This window comes from Vibrio diazotrophicus, from assembly GCF_038452265.1.
Taxonomy (GTDB): domain Bacteria; phylum Pseudomonadota; class Gammaproteobacteria; order Enterobacterales; family Vibrionaceae; genus Vibrio; species Vibrio diazotrophicus.
On record NZ_CP151842.1, the window covers coordinates 2,839,820 to 2,861,718 of the forward strand.

The 21,899-nt window shown below is 40.0% G+C and carries 17 protein-coding genes; 8 read left to right on the forward strand and 9 right to left on the reverse strand.

Translation table 11 applies throughout. The features are described from left to right. Positions 1 to 56: 56 nt before the first annotated feature. Positions 57 to 818 (reverse strand): DeoR/GlpR family DNA-binding transcription regulator, encoded by a 762-nt coding sequence (locus AAGA51_RS13070; RefSeq protein WP_042480695.1) that lies wholly within the window; start codon positions 816 to 818, stop codon positions 57 to 59. 427 nt (positions 819 to 1,245) lie between these two features. Here AAGA51_RS13070 and pykF point away from each other — a divergent pair, with 427 nt between their 5' ends. Then, positions 1,246 to 2,658, forward strand: a complete 1,413-nt coding sequence (gene pykF, locus AAGA51_RS13075) for a pyruvate kinase PykF (protein ID WP_042480699.1) — start codon at positions 1,246 to 1,248, stop codon at positions 2,656 to 2,658. A gap of 397 nt (positions 2,659 to 3,055) precedes the next feature. Here pykF and AAGA51_RS13080 read toward each other — a convergent pair whose 3' ends face one another. The 3 genes from AAGA51_RS13080 to AAGA51_RS13090 all read right to left on the reverse strand — a co-directional run bounded on the left by AAGA51_RS13080 (position 3,056) and on the right by AAGA51_RS13090 (position 6,783). Further along, positions 3,056 to 4,939: a sensor domain-containing diguanylate cyclase gene (locus tag AAGA51_RS13080; RefSeq protein ID WP_042480702.1), complete on the reverse strand. Its 1,884-nt coding sequence runs from the start codon at positions 4,937 to 4,939 to the stop codon at positions 3,056 to 3,058. A 156-nt stretch (positions 4,940 to 5,095) separates the two neighbouring features. Continuing rightward, complete coding sequence (locus AAGA51_RS13085) at positions 5,096 to 5,791, reverse strand: oxidative stress defense protein (RefSeq protein ID WP_042480706.1); 696 nt, start codon at positions 5,789 to 5,791, stop codon at positions 5,096 to 5,098. Positions 5,792 to 5,886: 95 nt separating this feature from the next. Continuing rightward, positions 5,887 to 6,783, reverse strand: a complete 897-nt coding sequence (locus AAGA51_RS13090; RefSeq protein ID WP_042480709.1) for a LysR family transcriptional regulator ArgP — start codon at positions 6,781 to 6,783, stop codon at positions 5,887 to 5,889. A 113-nt stretch (positions 6,784 to 6,896) separates the two neighbouring features. Here AAGA51_RS13090 and AAGA51_RS13095 point away from each other — a divergent pair, with 113 nt between their 5' ends. After that, positions 6,897 to 7,529 (forward strand): LysE/ArgO family amino acid transporter, encoded by a 633-nt coding sequence (locus AAGA51_RS13095; RefSeq protein WP_042480712.1) that lies wholly within the window; start codon positions 6,897 to 6,899, stop codon positions 7,527 to 7,529. A 92-nt stretch (positions 7,530 to 7,621) separates the two neighbouring features. Here the strand turns inward: AAGA51_RS13095 and mscS are convergent, their stop codons facing one another. The 4 genes from mscS to epd all read right to left on the reverse strand — a co-directional run bounded on the left by mscS (position 7,622) and on the right by epd (position 12,377). Next, positions 7,622 to 8,485, reverse strand: a complete 864-nt coding sequence (gene mscS, locus AAGA51_RS13100; protein ID WP_042480715.1) for a small-conductance mechanosensitive channel MscS — start codon at positions 8,483 to 8,485, stop codon at positions 7,622 to 7,624. Between the two features lie 316 nt (positions 8,486 to 8,801). Then, positions 8,802 to 9,878, reverse strand: a complete 1,077-nt coding sequence (gene fbaA, locus AAGA51_RS13105; protein ID WP_042480718.1) for a class II fructose-bisphosphate aldolase — start codon at positions 9,876 to 9,878, stop codon at positions 8,802 to 8,804. Positions 9,879 to 10,040: 162 nt separating this feature from the next. After that, positions 10,041 to 11,204: a phosphoglycerate kinase gene (locus tag AAGA51_RS13110; protein ID WP_042480722.1), complete on the reverse strand. Its 1,164-nt coding sequence runs from the start codon at positions 11,202 to 11,204 to the stop codon at positions 10,041 to 10,043. A 147-nt stretch (positions 11,205 to 11,351) separates the two neighbouring features. Beyond that, positions 11,352 to 12,377, reverse strand: coding sequence for an erythrose-4-phosphate dehydrogenase (gene epd / locus AAGA51_RS13115; RefSeq protein ID WP_042480725.1), 1,026 nt, complete (start codon positions 12,375 to 12,377; stop codon positions 11,352 to 11,354). Between the two features lie 207 nt (positions 12,378 to 12,584). On the opposite strand from epd, the gene AAGA51_RS13120 reads away from it, so the two are divergent. The 3 genes from AAGA51_RS13120 to AAGA51_RS13130 are packed head-to-tail and all read left to right on the forward strand — an operon-like array spanning position 12,585 to position 15,974. Then, positions 12,585 to 14,309, forward strand: a complete 1,725-nt coding sequence (locus AAGA51_RS13120) for a hypothetical protein (protein WP_042480728.1) — start codon at positions 12,585 to 12,587, stop codon at positions 14,307 to 14,309. 10 nt (positions 14,310 to 14,319) lie between these two features. Continuing rightward, the gene (locus AAGA51_RS13125; RefSeq protein ID WP_042480799.1) at positions 14,320 to 15,255 is read left to right on the forward strand and encodes a glycosyltransferase family 2 protein; all 936 of its coding nucleotides are present in this window, start codon (positions 14,320 to 14,322) and stop codon (positions 15,253 to 15,255) included. Positions 15,256 to 15,263: 8 nt separating this feature from the next. Further along, positions 15,264 to 15,974 (forward strand): class I SAM-dependent methyltransferase, encoded by a 711-nt coding sequence (locus tag AAGA51_RS13130; protein WP_042480731.1) that lies wholly within the window; start codon positions 15,264 to 15,266, stop codon positions 15,972 to 15,974. 743 nt (positions 15,975 to 16,717) lie between these two features. On the opposite strand, the gene tkt is transcribed toward AAGA51_RS13130, so the two are convergent. Beyond that, on the reverse strand, positions 16,718 to 18,715 hold the full coding sequence (gene tkt, locus AAGA51_RS13135; protein ID WP_342291483.1) for a transketolase: 1,998 nt from the start codon (positions 18,713 to 18,715) through the stop codon (positions 16,718 to 16,720). A 316-nt stretch (positions 18,716 to 19,031) separates the two neighbouring features. On the opposite strand from tkt, the gene metK reads away from it, so the two are divergent. The 3 genes from metK to AAGA51_RS13150 all read left to right on the forward strand — a co-directional run bounded on the left by metK (position 19,032) and on the right by AAGA51_RS13150 (position 21,849). After that, entirely contained in the window at positions 19,032 to 20,186 is a 1,155-nt protein-coding gene (gene metK / locus AAGA51_RS13140; RefSeq protein WP_042489169.1) for a methionine adenosyltransferase, read from the forward strand. Between the two features lie 232 nt (positions 20,187 to 20,418). Next, positions 20,419 to 21,216 (forward strand): DUF2189 domain-containing protein, encoded by a 798-nt coding sequence (locus AAGA51_RS13145; protein ID WP_042489172.1) that lies wholly within the window; start codon positions 20,419 to 20,421, stop codon positions 21,214 to 21,216. A 129-nt stretch (positions 21,217 to 21,345) separates the two neighbouring features. Continuing rightward, positions 21,346 to 21,849 carry a SprT family zinc-dependent metalloprotease gene (locus AAGA51_RS13150; RefSeq protein ID WP_042489176.1) on the forward strand — a complete coding sequence of 168 codons (504 nt, stop codon included), beginning with the start codon at positions 21,346 to 21,348 and terminating at the stop codon, positions 21,847 to 21,849. Positions 21,850 to 21,899 lie beyond the last annotated feature (50 nt).

Genomic DNA, 21,899 nt, shown 5'->3' on the forward strand with positions numbered 1-21,899 from the left:
AGCAAAGCCTTAAAGTAGAGGCGGATTTAAATTTTTGCGGGTCTCAATGACCCAGTCTAGGCTCGAATCACTCGAACCTGATGAGATTCTATTTTTGCAACCAGTTCGTCAGACAACCCTTTATCGGTTACCAGAACGTCAATGTCGTCCCATGGCAGTTCTAAGTTCGGGATCTTTCTGCCGACTTTGTCGGACTCGACCATAACGACCACTTCTCTGGAAACTTCAGCCATGACCTTGCTTAAACCGACCAATTCATTAAATGTCGAAGTCCCACGTTCGAGGTCGATGCCATCCGCACCGATGAACAACTGATCAAAATCATAGGAACGAAGAACAGATTCAGCCACTTTGCCTTGGAATGACTCCGAATGTGTATCCCAAGTGCCACCAGTCATGAGCAGTGTAGGTTCACTTTCAAGCTCATTTAGCGCATTCGCGACATTCAAAGAGTTGGTCATGACGATTAACCCATGCTTATCATTGAGCTGGTTAATCAGTGCCGCGGTTGTACTTCCGCTATCAATTACAATACGGTTATGGTCTCGAATCAGTTTTGCAGCGGCTTTTGCTAACGCTTCCTTTCGAACTGAAACTTTTGAGTTCAGTTCGTCATTCACAACTTCTTTAGGCAAAGCAATCGCGCCACCATAACGACGTAGTAATAGGCCATTCTGTTCTAATGATGCCAAATCCTTTCTAATAGTGACTTCTGAAGTTTCAAACTGAGTAGATAACTCTTCAACACTGACTTCACCTAATTGGTTAACTAGGTTAACAATCGTGTGCCTTCTTAGCTGAGTATTACGTTTTGACATGATATCCACAAGAACAAGTTACGAAACGAAAGTTATTATATTCAAAACGAAACTTTTGTGTCTATTTATTTCGATCTAAAAAATTAATATTTCTGGCTAAAACCTTGTCCTAAGACAATTCTTAAGCAGTGATATTGTAATGATTAGGTGTTAGAATTCGCACCCTAAAGAAAAAAAATTACAGAATGGTGTGTGATACTTTTGTAATTTTCACCAATCATGGTGACATAGATCACATAAAAATGATAATACGCCCTCAATAGGTAGTCATAAAATGACTAAACCTGTTGTAAGACTTTCAGTTTTGGAGTGAGCTGTACTCGAGAAAGAAATGTGGTAACGAAGAGATAAATTTGCCGCCATCGAGGCCATTCTTAAGCTATATATTAACTTTCAAATTGATAATATTCACCGGAGAGACTCTTCCATGAAAAAGACCAAAATCGTATGTACGATTGGCCCTAAAACTGAATCTGTAGAAAAATTAACAGAACTTGTTAATGCAGGCATGAACGTAATGCGCCTTAACTTTTCTCACGGAGACTTCGTAGAGCACGGTACTCGTATCGCTAACTTCCGTAAAGTTATGGAAAACACTGGTAAACAACTAGCAATCCTTTTGGATACTAAAGGTCCAGAAATCCGTACTATCAAACTAGAAAACGGTGATGATGTTGATCTAGTTGCTGGTCAAGAGTTCACTTTTACAACTGATACTTCTGTAGTTGGTAACAAAGACAAAGTAGCAGTAACTTACGCAGGTTTCGCAAAAGACTTAAGCGCAGGTAACACTATCCTTGTTGATGACGGTCTAATCGAGATGGAAGTTGTTTCTACAACTGATACTGACGTTATCTGTAAAGTTCTAAACAACGGCGCACTAGGCGAAAACAAAGGTGTTAACCTACCTGGCGTTTCAGTAAACCTACCAGCTCTATCTGAAAAAGATAAAGGCGACCTTAAGTTTGGTTGTGAGCAAGGCGTTGACTTCGTAGCAGCCTCTTTCATCCGTAAAGCTTCTGATGTAAAAGAAATCCGCGAAGTTCTTGCTGCAAACGGCGGCGAAAACATCCAAATCATCTCTAAAATTGAAAACCAAGAAGGTGTGGACAATTTTGATGAGATCCTTGAGCTATCTGACGGCATCATGGTTGCACGTGGCGACCTAGGTGTTGAAATTCCAGCTGAAGAAGTAATCTTCGCTCAGAAGATGATGATCGAGAAATGTAACCGTGCACGTAAAGTTGTAATCACTGCAACTCAAATGCTTGATTCTATGATCAAAAACCCTCGTCCAACTCGTGCAGAAGCGGGTGACGTTGCGAACGCAATCATGGACGGTACTGACGCAGTAATGCTTTCTGGCGAAACAGCAAAAGGTAAATACCCTGTTGAAGCGGTAACTATCATGGCGCAAATCGCTAAACGTACTGACTCTGTACTTAAAGCTGAACTAGGTTCTCGTCTAGACAGCCCACGTCTACGTATCACTGAAGCGGTATGTAAAGGCGCTGTAGATACTGCTGAGAAACTAGCTGCTCCACTTATTGTTGTTGCAACTGAAGCTGGTAAATCTGCTCGTTCAGTTCGTAAATACTTCCCAACAGCGAACATCATTGCTGTAACAACTAACGCTAAGACTGCTGCACAGCTTGTTCTTTCTAAAGGTGTTACTCCAGTGGTTGTTGATGCTTACGAAAGTACTGATGACTTCTACCGTCAAGGTAAAGAAATCGCGCTATCTTCTGGCTTAGGCAAGAAAGGCGATATCATTGTTATGGTTTCTGGTGCACTCGTTGCTTCAGGTACTACTAACACTGCATCTGTACATGTTCTTTAATTAGAACCCAAATTTGATACTAAAAAGCCGGAGCAGATGCTTCGGCTTTTTTAATTATTTTTTATCGTTATTCGTAAAGGTCTACCAACCAAAAAACTCTTTATGGTGAGTGTTAAGTAGTAACACCATTGGAAGAAAATAAAGCGCGCTTAATTTTATTCCCAGCACCAATAAAGCGCTAATTGTCAGCCTCACTAGAAAATGATTAACCATACCCTGCCTCATGTTGCCAGAGTGTTTTAGCTTCCTTCTTTTTACTGAGCCGAGCTGAGTAAAAACCATAAATAGGAAAACCGGATCACTACTGATGAAAAAAACAACAGTTTACTTATTGTACAGTTTAGCTCAAGTAAAAAATTAAATTAGACTTTAGTCGATTCGTAATAAAAACGTGACATCAAGCAACCTCATCTGTCGTCAGACAGAGAGAAACTTGATTTCTACCAAGAGTTTTAGACTCATAGAGAGCAATATCCGCACATTTATAAGAGCGAGTGCTGTCTTGAGAAAGGTCGGAAATACCGGCACTTATAGTAATAGCTAGACTTTCGTCTAACTCAATGGCTTGTCTTAAACGTTCAACAACCAACTGCGCCTCTGGAGTTGAAGTATGAGGCATGATCACTGCAAACTCTTCTCCGCCGATACGAGCAAGAAAATCTGTCACTCTAAGTTTTTCCGAGAGAACATCTGAGACTTTTACGATCACTTTGTCACCCTGATCATGTCCCTGCTCATCATTGACACGCTTAAAGTAGTCAATATCAATTAAGCACAAGCAGACCGAATAATCATCTGGGTATCGCTCTACTAGTTGAGTCTGTAGCGTTAGCTCTCTTTCGAATTTTCGGCGATTCCAGAGATGAGTAAGTGAATCTTTCTCACTCAATTCTCTAAGCCTATTCTCCAGCTCTTTTCGCTCGGTAATATCGACTATAGAAGTAATGTAGTAACTGACTTTTCCTGCTTCTATGATTGCCTGAATACGCATTATGGTTGTCAGTAACTGACCTTCTGGTGTAACACACTCAACCTCTCCCTCCCAAAGATTATTCTGATCAACTTGCTCAAGTACATTCAGAATGAACTCCATGCCATTATGGCTGAGTAAGGTTTTAAGAGCATTGTGACCGCGAACCTCTTTGCTGGATAAGCCAATCATGGTTTCAAACTCTCTGTTCACCATGATCACTTGATGAGACTTGTCTGAAATCATCACCGCAGTCATACCATCCAACGCAGCTCGAGCGAGCTTACTTTCGATATTACGGTGATAATAATGCAGTGACATAGAAACCGTTGGCAAAGCAAAAACCAACATGATCATGAAGACGAAGAAGCCCTCTTTGACTATATCATTCAGCTCATGTCGCGCTCGATCATAGAGTTGCTTAGGAGTAAAACGAATAACCAGATGAATGTTCTGACCAAAAAACTTATCGATCGGCTTAAAGACGATAAGATTCATATCTTCCATCAGATAGTTGTGATCTGATGCTTGTGCTTGCATCACTTCCCAAGTTTTAGGGAAGAAGGTAGCGAGGTCGAATCCATGGTATTGATTAGTCATATCACCATAGAAAGGCAACATGTTCTTTCCTGTTACCATATAGCCGTTACTACCGACGATAGCTGGCGTTAAGTCATTTTTCGGGGAGTAATTGAGCTTATCAACCATCATCGACATATCGACTGAAATTACGATATATCCTTTTCGAGCGCCAAGGACAGAAACTGGAGATATGACTAATATCGTTGGTGTGTATGGTTTGGTAAAAGTATCCGGATCACTTGCCAGTTCTTCCGCCCATACCCCAACTTCATCTTCAGCCAGTGATTGTGCATATTGAAAAAATGAAGTTTGAGAAATGTCTACTACATCGTCTAACGCTTTGGTCCGGTGAATACTTGGCAGGTAATCGACATGGACAGTATCTACACCTTTCACATCAATAAAACCAATACCATCAAACCATTTTTGACCATTAGCCGTTGACGCCAATGCCATTTGAAGCTGATTACGAGTAACTAAGTTTGGAGACTCTACATAGTTGTAAGCGCTGCGTCCGTGACTTAAAAGAGAAATAGTCGAAAAAACCTGATCTCTTAAATTGCGGTATTCCTGCTCACTGTATGAGAGTTGATTAATCGCTTCACGTATAGAACGGTGATTGCTCGTATCTTGAACTTGATCGTATCGATAAGAGTAGAAAGTGACGATACCTGCTGTGATAAGGGCACAGGCTATGAGAAAAGCGACAATGATTTTAGAATATCTCATAACCCAGACTTACAATTAGCAACAAAAGCAAAGGCGCGCATTATATCACCATTGAAGCTAATCTGAATAAAAAAGTAGCGCTGAAATAAAAGCACACGTAATAAAAAACGTTAGGAACGCCGCATACTATTACGATAATTATCAACAAGTTACTATTTAATCAAGCTTATAGATAACGTTCACATTATCTCGGATGATCAATGTGGAATCTTGGTAGCTGTTGCTTACCGCTGACTCTTCACTAAATGTCGCAGCTCGAGTTAGTACCGCTTTTCTCATCGGAGCATTGTAGTCGATACGCCAAACACCATCTAATTTACGCCCAAATCCCTCAGCTAAAGACTGTGCTTTCTGTTGAGCATCTTTAATTGCAGCCATACGCGCTTGTTGCTGATATTTGTCTTCATCACGGACTTTTAATTGAATATCGTCGACTTGATTAATCTTCTCTTCCAGGGCGATATCCAAGTACTCGTTCAACTTAGATAAATCATCAACTTCAACAGAGACATTTCTGATGGCACGATAACCTACTAGTTCAGGCTTGCCGGTTTTTGGATAATGATATTGCGGAGTTAAGTAGAGGTTTGAACTGGTTATTTGAGACTCTTTGACACCTGCTTGAGTAAGACGCTTGATAAACGAAGTGACTATGTTATCGACACTCTCTTTCGCTTGTTCCGCATTCATTGTGATTTCGACGACTTTTACCGAAAACTCTGCCATATCTGGCGTCGCGATAACTTCACCATAACCAGACGTCGCCACATGCGGAAAGTCGAATTCCTGAGCTTGTGCAGCCATTGAGAACATACTCAATACCGCTAGAACTATTACAGAAAGTGCTTTCATTTCATTCCCCTAATTCAAAACCTATTGCTCAATAATAGATGAAAAATATTTCAGTCCCAGCGTCTGTGTATGTAAATCACACAATCTTGACATGCTCACTGTGGCAAGTTTTTTCTCGCATACTCAACCAAAGCCTGTGAACATTTCTTCAAACTGCCTGTTTCTAGCTGCCAATGATGCCAGTAAAGTTTCTGATCTATATACATCCCCGGCGTGATATCCATGAGTAACCCTTTTTCCAGTTCTTCTGCTATTTGGATCTTCGGAATCATGCAATAACCGAATCCCGCTACTGCTGCTTTTACACAAGCTTCAGAGCTACCCACTGTGTGTTTAACTTCACTGACCATTTCAAAACCAAAATGATCGTAAACAAAGCGTTCATTGATGAAGTCTTGCCTGTCGAAAGCAACAGCTGGTGCCGCTTGTAAAGTTTGTATGCTGACTCCCTGAGGGAAATAGCGACGATAAAAATCGGGTGATGCGACACACAAGTAAGGCATATCACCGAGCAAAACTGCGTTACAACCCGGCAAAGTTCTAGATGACTGGCTGATCGCACCAATCACTTCTCCGTTCTTAAGTTTATCCAGTGTTCTACGTTCATCATCGACAACCAGATGAATTTCCAAATTACTTTGTTTCATTGCCTCCGCAATAGCAGGCAATAGCCATGTGGCCAGACTGTCCGCGTTAGTTGCGATTGAAATCGAAATGGGCTTTTCACCGAAATCGTTGCTTAGATCTGGCAAAATATCCTGCTCTAAAACACAAACCTGACGATAGAGCCCAAGTAACTTCTGCCCTGCAGGTGTCACTCTTGGCGGGTTCTCTCTTACAAGTACAGGCTGAGCAAGCCATTTTTCTAGCTGCTTAATTCTTTGTGAGACCGCTGATTGCGAGACGCATAATACGGCAGCAGCTTTCTCAAAACTTCTTTGCAAGATAATCTGATCTAGAGCTTCAAGCCATCGGTAATCTAATCCACGCACAATCTCACCATAAGTACCTCTAATGACGCATTAATATTATTAGTTTTATTTCTATCAATCTATACCGTATTTTTCATGCAACATTTATTAACTTAAACCTTAAAGAAACGACTATGAATTTTTGGATATTGCTACAGGGATTTAGCCTGGGTGCGACAATGATTATCCCCATTGGGGCACAAAATGCTTATGTTCTAAACCAAGGTATTAAAAGAAACCATCATCTTACTACCGCAACAATTTGCAGCGTGATGGATGTGTTCTTTATTTCTTTAGGTATTTTTGGCGGTGGTGCACTGCTTTCTCAAAATGAGACGCTACTGACCGTTGTTACTCTTGGGGGAATCGCATTTCTGACTTTTTATGGCTGGCTTTCACTTCGATCTGCTCTTCAAAGTTCTGACGAACAAGAAAGCCAACCTCAAAAACTGGCACGAGGCCGACGGGCGGTTATATTAGGTGCACTTGCGGTTACGGTATTAAACCCACATCTTTATTTAGATACGGTGGTTATTCTTGGCTCAATTGGCGGACAATTTGAAGGAAGCGATCGCCTTGCATTTGCTTTGGGAACTATGACTGCTTCTTTTGTTTGGTTCTATGGATTATCCATCGGAGCAGCCAAGTTAGCACCGGTACTATCCAAACCTAAGACAAAGAAAACCATCGACTTAATCGTAGCAAGCATGATGTTTATCATCGCCTTTGCTTTAGCCAAAAGTATTTATACTCAGTGGTTCAACTAAAGAAAGTAGCAATCTATGTGAAAAATCTATGTGAAAAATGTGGACATAAAAAACGGAGGCTATTGCCTCCGTTTTTAGATTCATCATCGATATTAATCGACTTTGTTGAGATGAACATCCATTTGTGGGAATGGGATTTCAATACCGTTCGCATCCAACGCTTCTTTAATTGCTTGCATTGAATCGAAGTAAACACCCCAATAATCTTCTGTTTTACACCATGGACGTACGACAAAATTCACTGAAGAATCCGCTAGTGCCAATACACCAATTGTGATGTCTGGATCTTTCAGAATACGTGAGTCTTTTTCTAGCGTTTCACGGATCACTTTCTTAGTTAACTGGAGATCCGATTTATAAGAAACGCCAATCACTAAATCAACACGACGAGTAGCGTGACGGGAATAGTTGGTAATTGAACCACCGATGATTGCACCGTTTGGAACAACAACCATTTTGTTGTCTGGTGTTTTTAGAATAGTTTGGAAAATTTGAATCGCTTCAACCGAACCAGCTACCCCTGCAACTTCAACATAATCACCTGATTTAAATGGACGGAATCCAACAATCAACACACCCGCAGCAAAGTTAGAAAGCGAACCTTGCAGAGCTAAACCGATAGCTAAACCAGCCGCACCGATTACTGCTACTACAGAAGCAGTTTCAACGCCTACTCGACCTAAAGCAGCAATTAAAACAATAACGAATAGAACATAACGAACAAGGCCATGGATAAACTCAACTACCGCTTTATCCATCTCTTTCTTATGCAGAACTTTAGCAACGCTACCCGCTACCGCTTTAACAATGATATTACCAATGATCAGGATAAGAATTGCCGAAACAATGTTCACCCCGTATTGAATTAATAAATCTGAATTACTGCTAAGCCAATCACTCATTTTATTCAATCCATCAGTAATTGGCGCTTCTATATCCAAAGATTCACCAGCCATACTTTCTTACCCTCTAAGACTCTTAATATTTTATAACCGATTATTTTACTCACTGAGCTTGTCTGGCATTACAAATCTGCACTGCTATTTTTCACTCACTGTGGGATTTATATGATATGACGTATAACTTCTTGCAAAGTCAGCTTTTTGCAAACAACAAAGCAAAAGGTTATCCCATCTATTTAGATCCTGTATCAGATTAAGCAATAAATTCACATTGTGCCAGTGCTTTGAATAAAATAGCTTTTCTGTCTCTTTACCAAGAAAAAAAGCCCGCTCATCTGAGCGGGCTTGGCAAATCATCTAAAAATTTAGATTACAGTACGTCTACTGCGTTAAGGTCAGCAAATGCTTGCTCAAGACGCTTAACCATAGAAGCTTGACCAGCGCGTAGCCATACACGTGGATCGTAGTATTTCTTGTTCGGAGCATCTTCACCAGTTGGGTTACCGATTTGACCTTGTAGGTAATCGTGGTTGTCTGCTTCGTATTGACGGATACCGTCCCAAGTTGCCCACTGTGTATCTGTATCGATGTTCATTTTGATAACACCGTAAGAGATAGACTCTTTGATTTCTGCTTCAGTTGAACCAGAACCACCGTGGAATACGAAGTTTAGAGAGTTCGCTGGAAGACCGAATTTCTCAGAAACGTATGCTTGAGAGTCACGTAGGATAGTTGGAGTAAGAACAACGTTACCAGGCTTGTAAACACCGTGTACGTTACCGAAAGAAGCTGCGATAGTGAAACGGTGGCTAACAGCGTTTAGTTTCTCGTATGCGTATGCAACATCTTCAGGAGAAGTGTATAGCTCAGAAGAATCCATATCTGAGTTATCAACACCATCTTCTTCACCACCAGTACAACCAAGTTCGATCTCGATTGTCATGTTCATTTTAGCCATGCGCTCTAGGTACTTAGCACATGTTTCAACGTTCTCTTCTAGAGACTCTTCAGAAAGGTCTAGCATGTGAGAAGAGAATAGTGGCTTACCAGTTTGTGCGAAGAACTCTTCACCAGCATCTAGTAGGCCGTCGATCCAAGGTAGTAGTTTCTTAGCAGCGTGGTCAGTGTGAAGAATTACAGGAACACCGTAAGACTCAGCAACAGCGTGAACGTATTTTGCACCAGCTACAGCGCCAAGAATTTGAGCACCTTGACCTTCTAGTTTAACGCCTTTACCTGCAAAGAAAGCAGCGCCACCGTTAGAAAATTGAACGATAACAGGAGCTTTAACTTTAGAAGCCGCTTCTAGTACGCCGTTCACAGAATCTGTGTTCACACAGTTAACTGCTGGAAGAGCGAAGCCGTTCTCTTTAGCTACTTGAAATACTTTTTGTACGTCATCACCAGAGATAACACCAGGTTTTACGAAATCGAAGATCTTAGACATGGATTTGATCCTATTTTCTGTCGTTTTAATAAATAAAAACGGTGAGTTTGAATTCTTTCATACGTCTGCTCACAACACTTGAAGTTTAACAGAACCAAGCTAGTTGCGCAGCAAACAATAAAGCGGAAAACTAATTTCCGCTTTATTAATAAATCATGATGATTAAGCTTTCGCGCGCTCTTCTAGCATCGCTACTGCAGGAAGTACTTTACCTTCAACGAATTCAAGGAAAGCACCACCACCAGTTGAGATGTAAGAAACGTCAGCTTTGATACCGAACTTGTCGATAGCTGCTAGCGTGTCACCACCGCCTGCTACAGAGAAGCCTGCAGATTTAGCGATAGCTTCTGAAATACCCTTAGTACCCGCTTCGAAGTTCTTGAACTCGAATACACCTACAGGGCCGTTCCAAAGGATAGTTTTAGCATTGCCAATGATTTCAGCAAGAGCCGCAGTTGAATCTGGACCTAGGTCGAAGATCATGTCGTCATCTTGAACATCAGCAACGTTCTTGATTTCAGCTTCTGCGTTTTCGTCGAATGCTTTCGCACATGCAACGTCAGTAGCAACTGGGATTGAACACTCTTTCATTAGTTTTTGAGCTGTTTCGATAAGGTCTGCTTCGTATAGAGACTTACCTACGTTGTGACCAGCAGCTGCGATGAATGTGTTCGCGATGCCACCACCAACAACAAGTTGGTCAGCAATTTTAGAAAGAGATTCTAGAACTGTTAGTTTAGTAGAAACTTTAGAACCACCAACGATAGCAACAAGTGGACGTTCTGGTTTGTCCATTGCTTTACCTAGTGCTTCAAGCTCAGCAGCAAGAAGAGGACCAGCACAAGCTACAGGCGCGTGCATACCAACACCGTGAGTTGAAGCTTGAGCACGGTGTGCAGTACCGAATGCGTCCATTACGAAAATGTCACATAGTGCAGCGTACTTCTTAGATAGTTCTTCTTCGTTTTTCTTCTCGCCTTTGTTAAAGCGAACGTTTTCAAGAACAACAAGCTCACCAGCGTTTAGCTCTAGGCCATCTAGGTAGTCTTTAGCAAGTTTTACTTCGCACTCTAGTGCATCTTTTAGGTAGTTAACTACTGGTAATAGAGAGAACTCTTCCGAATATTCGCCTTCAGTTGGACGACCTAGGTGAGAAGTCACCATTACTTTAGCGCCAGCTTCAATACAGTGTTTGATAGTTGGTAGTGAAGCTAGAATACGTGCATCAGATGTCACTTTGCCATCTTTCACAGGTACGTTTAGGTCAGCACGGATAAATACACGTTTACCTGCTAAATCCAGGTCAGTCATCTTGATTACAGACATGGTTTGTCCTCTCAAATATTAAAAAGAAAAGTTTCTGTAAGCCCGGCTATCCTGCCGAGCCTGTAAAATCATAAACTGCATACTAATATGGGGCACGAGATATTTATTTCAAGTTATAAAATAAATAATTTTGCCACCAAATAGTAACTACTTTGCAGCCTGCATTGCTAACGCGGTATCAAGCATTCGGTTAGCAAATCCCCACTCGTTATCACACCAAACGAGCATCTTCACTAGATTCCCGTTACTCACTCGAGTTTGGCTGCCATCTACAATCGCACTGTGTGGATCGTGATTAAAATCGATGGATACGAGTGGTGATTCAGTATAGTCAACAATGCCGTGTAATGTACACTGAGATGCCTCTATCATGGTTTGATTTACGTCATTAACTTTCACATTTGCGTTAATAGTGACACTCAAATCCATCGCAGTAACATTTACTGTTGGAACTCGTACCGAAATCGCCTCAAATTTGTTAGAAAATTTCGGAAATATTCTTTCAATCCCTTTATGTAATTTTGTATCAACAGGGATAATAGATTGACTTGCCGATCGGGTACGACGCAAATCGCTGTGGTAAGCATCGATCACTTGTTGGTCATTCATAGAAGAATGAATCGTTGTAATCGTGCCAGATTCGATACCAAAGGCTTCATCTAACACTTTAATAATCGGGACAATACAGTTAGTGGTACAAGAACCATTAGAAACAATATGATGATCAGCTGTCAGCGTTTCGTGGTTTACACCATAAATAACGGTGTTATCAAGATCCGCCGAACCCGGATGAGAAAACAGTACCTTTTTGGCTCCAGCAGCAATGTGTTCTTCACCATCGGCTTTAGAACCATAGGCACCTGTGCAATCCAAAACGATATCTACTTCTAGATCTCGCCAAGGCAATAGATGGATATCTGGAGAATGAAGAATTCGGATACTATCAAACTCACCATTATCATGATGAACATATAAATGTTCTTGGTCGTGAGAAATCTTTTTACCGAAACGACCATGACTGGTGTCGTACTGTAGCAAATGCGCCATAGCCTCAGGCTGAGCCAACTCATTTACAGCAACAACTTTTATCTGCTGAGCTTTGCCACTTTCGTAAACAGCGCGTAACACATTACGCCCTATTCGCCCGAATCCATTTATTGCGACTCTTAACATCCGTACCATCAACCGACTAAAATTTCGTGGCACAGATATTAACCGATGACGGCGTAAAGCGCAGGTGTTTTCTGATACAGCATCTAGAAACTTCAAGTCGAAAGTTAGCAAGATCACTATTTAAAAGAAAAACAGCTAAACTAAATTGCTAATTTCATTACGTATTCTACGCTATTTTTATTAGGGATGATTTAGGTAGCACAGACGTTGGATCGTGTTAGAAACTTGTTTTTAGTGGTAAAGCGTAATGAAGCGCTCACATTGAGTATCATTCTAGCGCTAGCGATACTCATAATTCGCTATCCAAATGTTGCTGAATGGAACTTAGGTGACAATGACAACTTTATGCGCCTTCACCAGATTAAAACATTTATCGATATGCCTTCTTGGTATCTACATCCACTAAAAGACTTTAACCCTCAAGATGGACAAATCATTCATTGGTCTAGGATTCCAGATCTTCCAATTCTTGCTGTTTATTACGTCACTTACCTTTTCCTAGACGAAACAACGGCTATCCAAATAGCTATCACCATCGTCCCCCTCATATATCTGATTTTACTTTCTCTAGTGCTGTGTAAGATCAGCGAATCCACCTTCGAATTAAATCAACCCGAGCTTGCAACGACATATACTTTTTTCTCAGTTGCATCACTCAAATTTCTCCCCGGACACATAGATCACCATAACTTACAAATATTGTTATTCTCTGTATTTATACTGTTAACCTTCTCCTCATTCTATCACAGAAAAATAAATCTTTTCGGTAGCGCTTTAAGCATTACTTTATCTTTGCTAATCGGTTTAGAAACTCTGCCGTTTTATATCCTAACCTTAGGCTTACTCACTTTATATTCTTTATATAATGACTTAAGAAAGTTAACTTATATAAAGAATTTATCGTTCCTTGTCTTTATATATGGAATAATTGGAATCCTTATACTTGAACCAATAGAAAACATATTTATACAAATCTATGATAAATTAACCATTGAACATTTATTTTATTTTTTAGGCGCAGGCATAGCTTTACAACTATCATTATATAAACCAAAGCTAAGTATGCTTTCACTATTATCATTATTAAGTATTGGAATTATTTACTCAATATTTCCAGAAGCAATAAGACCTCCATTCCATGATTATCCAAAAACTTTAACTAAATATTGGCTAAATCATGTTACAGAAGCGCAACCACTGTTAACTAAAATAACAAGCAATGAAAACATTGCAACAAAATGGCTTTATATTGGGACAATTTTTCCAGCTATACTGTCCATTTTTTTGTTAAATGAAAAAAAACACAAGATCTATTACCTTGTTTTTTGTATAAGTTTAATCCCAGCATTTTTTTGGCAAACAAGAACTATACTTTTCTCATCAGCCTTATCAATACCTTTACAAGTATTCGTTGGATTAAAAATCTTCAATAACATCCAAACTCCTGTTGTAAGAATAATTATCCCTTTGCTTATAGCACCTGTTATATTAGCAGGATTACTAAATTATATTTCAAGTATATCTGATAAAGATAATACGTTTAAAAAAGATAGAACCAATATAATAGAAGTTATTAACAACCTAAAAATAGAAAACAAAAAAATATTTGCAGCAATGGATGATGGTGCTGATATTTTAGCACTAACTAGCAATAGTATAATTAGCGCGCCATATCATAGAAATATTAGAGGTAACTTATTATTCATTGAAACCTTATTATCAGACGACGAGGACAACACTCTAAAAAACCTAATTGAAAATAAAGTAGATATATTTATATTTAATAAAAATGAAAATCAAAACAAATTCATATTAAAAGGAGCATCTGAAAACAGCCTAATCAATAAATTAATTTCTGGAAACCCACCTAAATGGCTGATACCTATGATAGAAAATAAAGATGGTTTCTCTGTCTATGAGTTGAAAAGGTAATAAAATGGATATTCATAATTTAAAGATAGCAGTTCTTTTACCTTGCTTTAATGAAGAAGGAGCTATTGGAAGAACAGTGAATGGTTTTAAAGCACAGCTACCAACAGCCAAAATTTATGTTTACGATAATAACTCTACTGATAACACTGTTGAAGAGGCTAGACAAAAAGGAGCAATAGTAAGAAAAGAAACAAGACAAGGTAAAGGTGAAGTTGTACGTAGGATGTTTTCTGATATAGATGCTGATCTATATGTAATGGCCGATGGTGATGCTACCTACGATCATACTGTTGTTTCAACACTAATTGAAACTTTATTAAATAATCAACTGGATATGGTAATAGGTACCCGATCACAACGACAAGAAGCTTATCCTAAAGGTCATATACTAGGAAACAAAGCCTTTTCTATTCTTATAAATAAAGTGTTTAAATCATCATTGACAGATGTTTTTTCTGGATATCGTGTAATGAGTAAACGATTTGTAAAAACGGTTCCAATTATAAGTGATGGATTTCAAATAGAAACAGAACTCGCAGTTCACGCATTACACCATAAAATACCTATAGCTGAGGTTCCAACAAACTATAACTCAAGACCAGAAGGTACTAAAAGCAAATTAAGAACGTATTCTGATGGATTAAAAATATTATCATTTATAATCTATCTAATTAGGGATATTAAACCATTATTTTTCTTTTCTATTCTTTCCATTTTTTTAATTACTGTCTCTATGATTTTAGGAATACCTGTAGTGATAGATTTCATAGATACTGGTTTAGTTGAACGAGTCCCAACAGCTATTCTAGCTAGCAGTATAGGTGTAATATCAGTAATTAGCCTCTTCACAGGATTAATGTTAGATAACGTAACAAAAGGAAGAATGAACTTAACATATTTACATTATAATAATTACTATCCAGTTAATATAGAACAAGAATTATAGGATTAGATATGAGAAAAAATAAAGATGATGATATTGATTGGCTTCTCTATTTAGAAAGCTTTAGTGATACATATGAAGAGCGCGTTTACAATAATTCTACAGGTAAAGTACTTAATTTAGGCCATAAATCCTGTGAAAATAAGTTCAAAACTAACGAACACTTCTCAAGAGTATTGGAATTTGGAGCTGGATTAGGTGAGCATTTTAAATATGTAAACCATACGTTCACTGAATATATAATAACAGATAGCGACCCTAAAAATCTTTCTTTTGCAAAAGAAAAATTAGGGATAGGAGATAATGATAGGAGAATATCTTATCTTGTTGAAGATGCTAAACAGTTAAGTTTTGACAATGATAGTTTTGACCGTTTAATTGCTACACATATTCTAGAACACTTATATGAACCGCATTTAGTTATAAAAGAATGGAAAAGAGTACTAAAACCTAATGGTACAATTTCCATTATAATCCCAACCGATCCTGGAATAGCTTGGAGATTAGGTAGATATCTAACCACTAGGAAAAATGCTATTAAAAACGGGTTGCAATACGATTATATAATGGCAAGGGAACATGTTAACCCATGCAATAATTTAATAGCTTTTCTAAATTATTACTTCCCAAATAATAGTGGTTATTTTTGGCCGTTTAATTTTATACAGAGCATTGATCTAAATTTATTTTATATATTCCATTCAAAAAAATCAGACTTATAATTTTAATTTTAATTTTAATTTTAATTTTAATTTTAATTTTAATTTTAATTTTAATTTTAATTTTAGGTTATTTTTATTTTATAGACTAATACAGATAACAATAAAAAAATAATTAATGGGATCGAATACCCATGAATGGGTATGGTTGCATAAGGAGAGTAAAACCGACTCCATTTTCTATGAACTTTTTGGCATAAACCCATGGAGAGAAATTGAACCAATCCTCCTATACCCCAACACCGAAAACTATAAAGGTTATTCAAAGAAAGAAAACTATAGAAATCACCACCAAAATAGAAAACTGCTTATAGCCATCAGCAATAAAAACTATAGGTATCAAATACCTATATAATATTTCCAAATAAAATACCTGACAATCTAGGATTAGATTATAACCGTATTAAACCACTAATTAACAATTCTGTAGTAGATAATCCATTCTGCCCTATATTTATATTAATGGAAGTTGTAGGTACAATTAATAGTCAAGAAATATTAGAAGAATCTTTCAAAGATAATTGAGAATGATATATAACAAAAAACCAAAATGCTTACAAACAATTAGTGACGTGATATAGTTAAATTTTAACATCTTAGAGTGAGGAAAAACCCATTTCTTACTCGCCTTTATAAGTCATTATTTCATTTAATAATAGATTAACTTCTCGAAAAATGTGAATTTAAAGTATTTTATCCATGAAAAAACGAGCTCTAAGGCTCGTTTTTTATTTAAAAAGTTTAACTTACTTAATCAACTCTTTCGCTTTCTCAACCACGTTTTCAACAGTGAAACCGAACATCTTGAACAGTTGGTCTGCTGGTGCAGACTCACCGAATGTGGTCATACCGATGATTTTGCCGTTTAGGCCAACGTACTTGTACCAGTAATCCGCGATACCTGCTTCGATAGCGATACGTGCAGTTACGTCAGCAGGAAGTACTGCTTCACGGTAAGCTGCGTCTTGCTTGTCGAATGCGTCTGTTGATGGCATTGAAACAACACGTACTTGTTTGCCTTCAGCGGTAAGTTGCTCAGCCGCTTTTACAGCCAATTCAACTTCAGAGCCTGTTGCAATCAGGATTAGCTCAGGTTTGCCTGCACAATCTTTCAGGATGTAACCACCCTTAGCGATGTCAGCTACTTGCTCTGCTGAACGAGCTTGCTGTGCTAGGTTTTGACGAGAGAAGATAAGCGCAGTAGGCGCATCTTTACGCTCGATAGCCAGTTTCCAAGCGACTGCTGATTCGACTTGGTCACATGGACGCCATGTGCTCATGTTTGGAGTTAGACGTAGAGAAGCCGTTTGCTCAACTGGTTGGTGAGTTGGACCATCTTCGCCAAGACCGATAGAGTCGTGCGTGTACACTTGGATGTTTTGCACTTTCATCAGTGCTGCCATACGCAGTGCGTTACGTGCGTATTCCATGAACATCAGGAAGGTTGCGCCGTAAGGAACGAAACCGCCGTGTAGCGCGATACCGTTCATGATAGCCGTCATACCGAATTCACGAACACCGTAGTGGATGTAGTTGCCTGATGCATCTTCTGGTGTGATTGACTTAGAGCCAGACCACATGGTGAGGTTTGAAGGTGCAAGGTCAGCCGAGCCGCCCATGAATTCAGGTAGCATTTTACCGAATGCTTCTAGTGCGTTTTGAGACGCTTTACGTGATGCAATGTTGGCTGGATTTGCTTGAAGCTCAGCAATAACCGCGTTTGCTTTCTCTTCCCATTCAGCAGGAAGTTCGCCGTTCACGCGACGTTTGAATTCTGCCGCTAGCTCTGGGTATGCCGCTGCGTACGCTGCGAATTTTTGTTCCCATGCTGCTTCTTTTGCTGCGCCTGCTTCTTTTGCATCCCAGTTCGCGTAGATATCTGCAGGGATTTCAAATGGTGCGTGTTCCCAACCGAGGAATTCACGTGCAGCTTGGATTTCATCTGCGCCTAGTGGAGCACCGTGACAGTCGTGAGAGCCTGCTTTGTTTGGAGAACCAAAACCGATGATGGTTTTTGTACAAATTAGAGTAGGACGACATGTTTCTGCTTTCGCCGCTTCAATCGCTGCATTGATTGCATCAGCATCGTGACCATCAACCGCAGGAATAACGTGCCAGCCGTACGCTTCAAAACGTTTTGGCGTATCGTCAGCGAACCAACCTTCAACATGACCATCGATAGAGATACCGTTGTCATCCCAGAATGCAATCAGTTTGCCCAGACCTAAAGTACCTGCAAGAGAACACGCCTCGTGTGAGATACCTTCCATCATACAGCCGTCGCCCATGAACGCGTACGTGTAGTGGTCAACAATCTCATGGCCTTCTTTGTTGAACTGAGCAGCAAGTGCTTTCTCAGCCAGCGCCATACCCACAGCGTTAGTGATACCTTGACCTAGAGGACCAGTCGTAGTTTCAACACCCGGTGCGTAACCGTACTCAGGGTGACCCGGAGTTTTAGAATGAAGCTGACGGAAGTTTTTAAGGTCATCGATTGAAAGCTCGTAACCAGTCAGGTGAAGCAGTGAGTAAATCAGCATCGAGCCATGACCGTTAGAAAGGATGAAACGGTCGCGGTCAGCCCAGTTAGGGTTTTGTGGGTTGTGGTTTAGGTGCGAACGCCAAAGTACTTCAGCGATATCCGCCATACCCATTGGGGCACCTGGGTGGCCAGAGTTAGCTTTTTGAACACCGTCCATGCTCAGAGCACGGATTGCATTTGCCAATTGTTTGCGAGACGCCATGTCAGCTCCTGATTGATTTAAGCGAAGTGAAATATACCCATCTATAATGGGTGGTATTGTTACAAAGCCCCTAGATCACTGCAATCGTTTACTTGACCGTTGAAGCAATTTTGTCGGATGTGCACGGATAAGGTTGCAAGTTAAAGAAAGAACACACGTGAACGTTTAGTTATATCTAAAAGTAAAAAAGAGCTTGTAATTTAAGCATTGAAAACTAAAATAGCCGTCTAGATGTAGAAACACCTACATAATAACCATTTTTCAAAGTAGTGAAAAATCTGTTTCCCTACTTTTTGACTATTTATATGGAGCTACCATGGCTAAACACCTGTTTACTTCTGAATCAGTATCAGAGGGACATCCGGATAAAATCGCAGACCAAATCTCAGATGCGGTCCTAGATGCCATTTTGGAACAAGATCCTAAAGCACGTGTTGCTTGTGAAACTTACGTAAAAACTGGCATGGTTATGGTCGGTGGTGAGATCACAACTTCAGCATGGGTTGATATTGAAGAGCTAACGCGTGAAACTGTTCGTGAAATCGGTTATGTCCATTCAGATATGGGCTTCGATGCTAACTCATGTGCAGTTCTAAACACCATTGGTAAACAGTCTCCAGACATAAACCAAGGTGTAGATAAAGCTGATCCTAAAGAGCAAGGCGCAGGTGACCAAGGTATCATGTTCGGTTACGCAACAAACGAAACTGACGTATTGATGCCTGCACCAATTACATACTCTCACCTACTTGTTCAAAAACAAGCTGAAGTTCGTAAAAACGGCACGCTACCTTGGTTACGTCCAGATGCAAAATCTCAGGTAACTTTCCAATACGATCAAGGTAAGATTGTTGGTATCGATGCAGTCGTTCTTTCAACTCAACACTGTGATTCAATCTCTACTCCAGATCTACGTGAAGCAGTGATGGAAGAGATCATCAAACCTGTACTTCCTGCGGAATGGTTGAGCAAACAAACTAAATTCTTCATCAACCCAACTGGCCGTTTCGTAATCGGTGGCCCAATGGGTGACTGTGGTTTGACTGGTCGCAAGATCATTGTTGATACCTACGGCGGTGCAGCTCGTCACGGTGGCGGTGCATTCTCTGGTAAAGATCCATCAAAAGTTGACCGTTCTGCAGCATACGCAGCGCGCTACGTAGCGAAAAACATTGTCGCTGCTGGTATGGCTGATCGTTGTGAAATCCAACTTTCATACGCTATCGGTGTTGCAGATCCAACATCTATCATGGTTGAAACATTCGGTACTGAAAAAGTGTCTCACGACATCATCATCGAAGCAGTTCGCCAATTCTTCGACCTACGTCCATACGGTCTGCAAGAGATGTTGAACCTACTTCAACCTATCTATAAGAAAACAGCTGCTTACGGTCACTTTGGCCGTGAAGAATTCCCTTGGGAAGCAACTGACAAAGTTGAATTACTACGCGATTTCGCAAACATCAAGTAATTCGAAATGCTTTACTGACAAGCCCTCGCCAACTGGCGGGGGCTTTTCTTTTTCAACGTATCTAAATCAGTTGCGGTTTAAATTTCCATCTGGCGATTTGTATTTTCCAACCTTATCTACAATAGTTAACAAAGTAATAGTTAATAAAATGTTACAGGAACTCGGTCGTTTTCTTAGAAAAACTAGGAAAACCCATTTTTTAATTCACTGCCATATTGTTTTGGGAGGATTTATGCCTCGTACAATAGACCCTTCTGACTTCAAGCAAAAAGACAAAGAAGTCAGTCATCAGGAATATGCTCGCACACTGCCTTGCAATAAAGTGGAAATCTCCGCACCTCTTCACTGGCTTGCTCTTGGCTTACACGACTTTATTCGCTTACCTTTAATCAGCGCATTTTATGGACTCTGCTTTATGGCTGCTGCTGTTGGCATTGTTCTGCTTATTCAATGGCAAGGCACTCATCTTGTCGTGATGCCCGCTCTCGTGGTTTACATGTTAATTGGCCCTTTCCTAGCACTTGGCCTTTATGATGCAGCTTGGCAACGAGAACGAGGCAAAGAAAGTAGCTTATTACATTCAATGAAAGCCATTACGCGTAATAGCACATCACAGTGGATGTTTGCGGTCGCACTGGCTGTTGCGATGATTTTCTGGATGAGAATCGCTGCACTCTTGCACGCACTCTATCCATCGGTACAAGGAGCACCACTGACCGACTTCCTCCCATTCTTAGTCATCGGCTCTCTTATTGGCTTCATTATTGCCAGTGTCATTTTCAGCATCTCCGCGTTTTCAATTCCTTTAATGATGGAAAGACGTGTCGATGTGATGACAGCCATTTTCAGCAGTTTTAACGCAGTAAAATCCAACATCTCAGCCATGATTGTCTGGGCTGCAATTATCTGCGGCGGTATTTTAATCGGCTTTGCAACTTACGGAATCGGCATGCTCTTTACTATGCCGATACTCGGATATGCCACATGGCATGGTTACCAAGCAACGATTAAGAGAAAACATCAACCATAGGGTCTCCTCCTTCTTTTTATCATCTTGGCTCGAAGTTCTACTCAATGATAAAAAGAGGTTTGATGTTATAATCTCCCCGCTATTACCTGATTCAATAGGTAATAGTGGGGATATTTTTTGGAGCCAGACTTGACCGATTTTCAACTGCAATACCAAGCATTATCACAAGTAAAAAAGTGTGTAGACATCACTTCTCGATACTTCAAACGCCAGTTCGACCTGCCAGAAATCAGCTACCGACTGAGAGGAAAGGCTGCTGGAAAAGCGTATTTACAATTGTGGGAGATACGTTTGAATCCAGTGTTGTTCAAAGAAAATCAACAAGCTTTTCTCAATGAAGTCATTCCTCATGAAATCGCCCATCTCATCACTTATGCTATCTATGGCCGTGTAAAGCCTCATGGTGCTGAGTGGCAAGCAGTCATGAATCAAGTATTCAATTTACCTGCTGAAACCACCCATAAGATGTCTGTTGAATCGGTTCAGGGAAAAACCTTTGCCTACCAATGCTCCTGTAGCCAATATCCTCTATCCGTCCGTCGCCACAATAAAGTATTGCGTAAACAGGCCACTTACCGCTGCCAACAGTGCAAACAAACGCTCACCTTTACTGGCATTCAGCTCACCGGATAAGTGCGAATGAAAAGTCGCGGCCAACCAACTGCGAGTCACTCGGATATTTT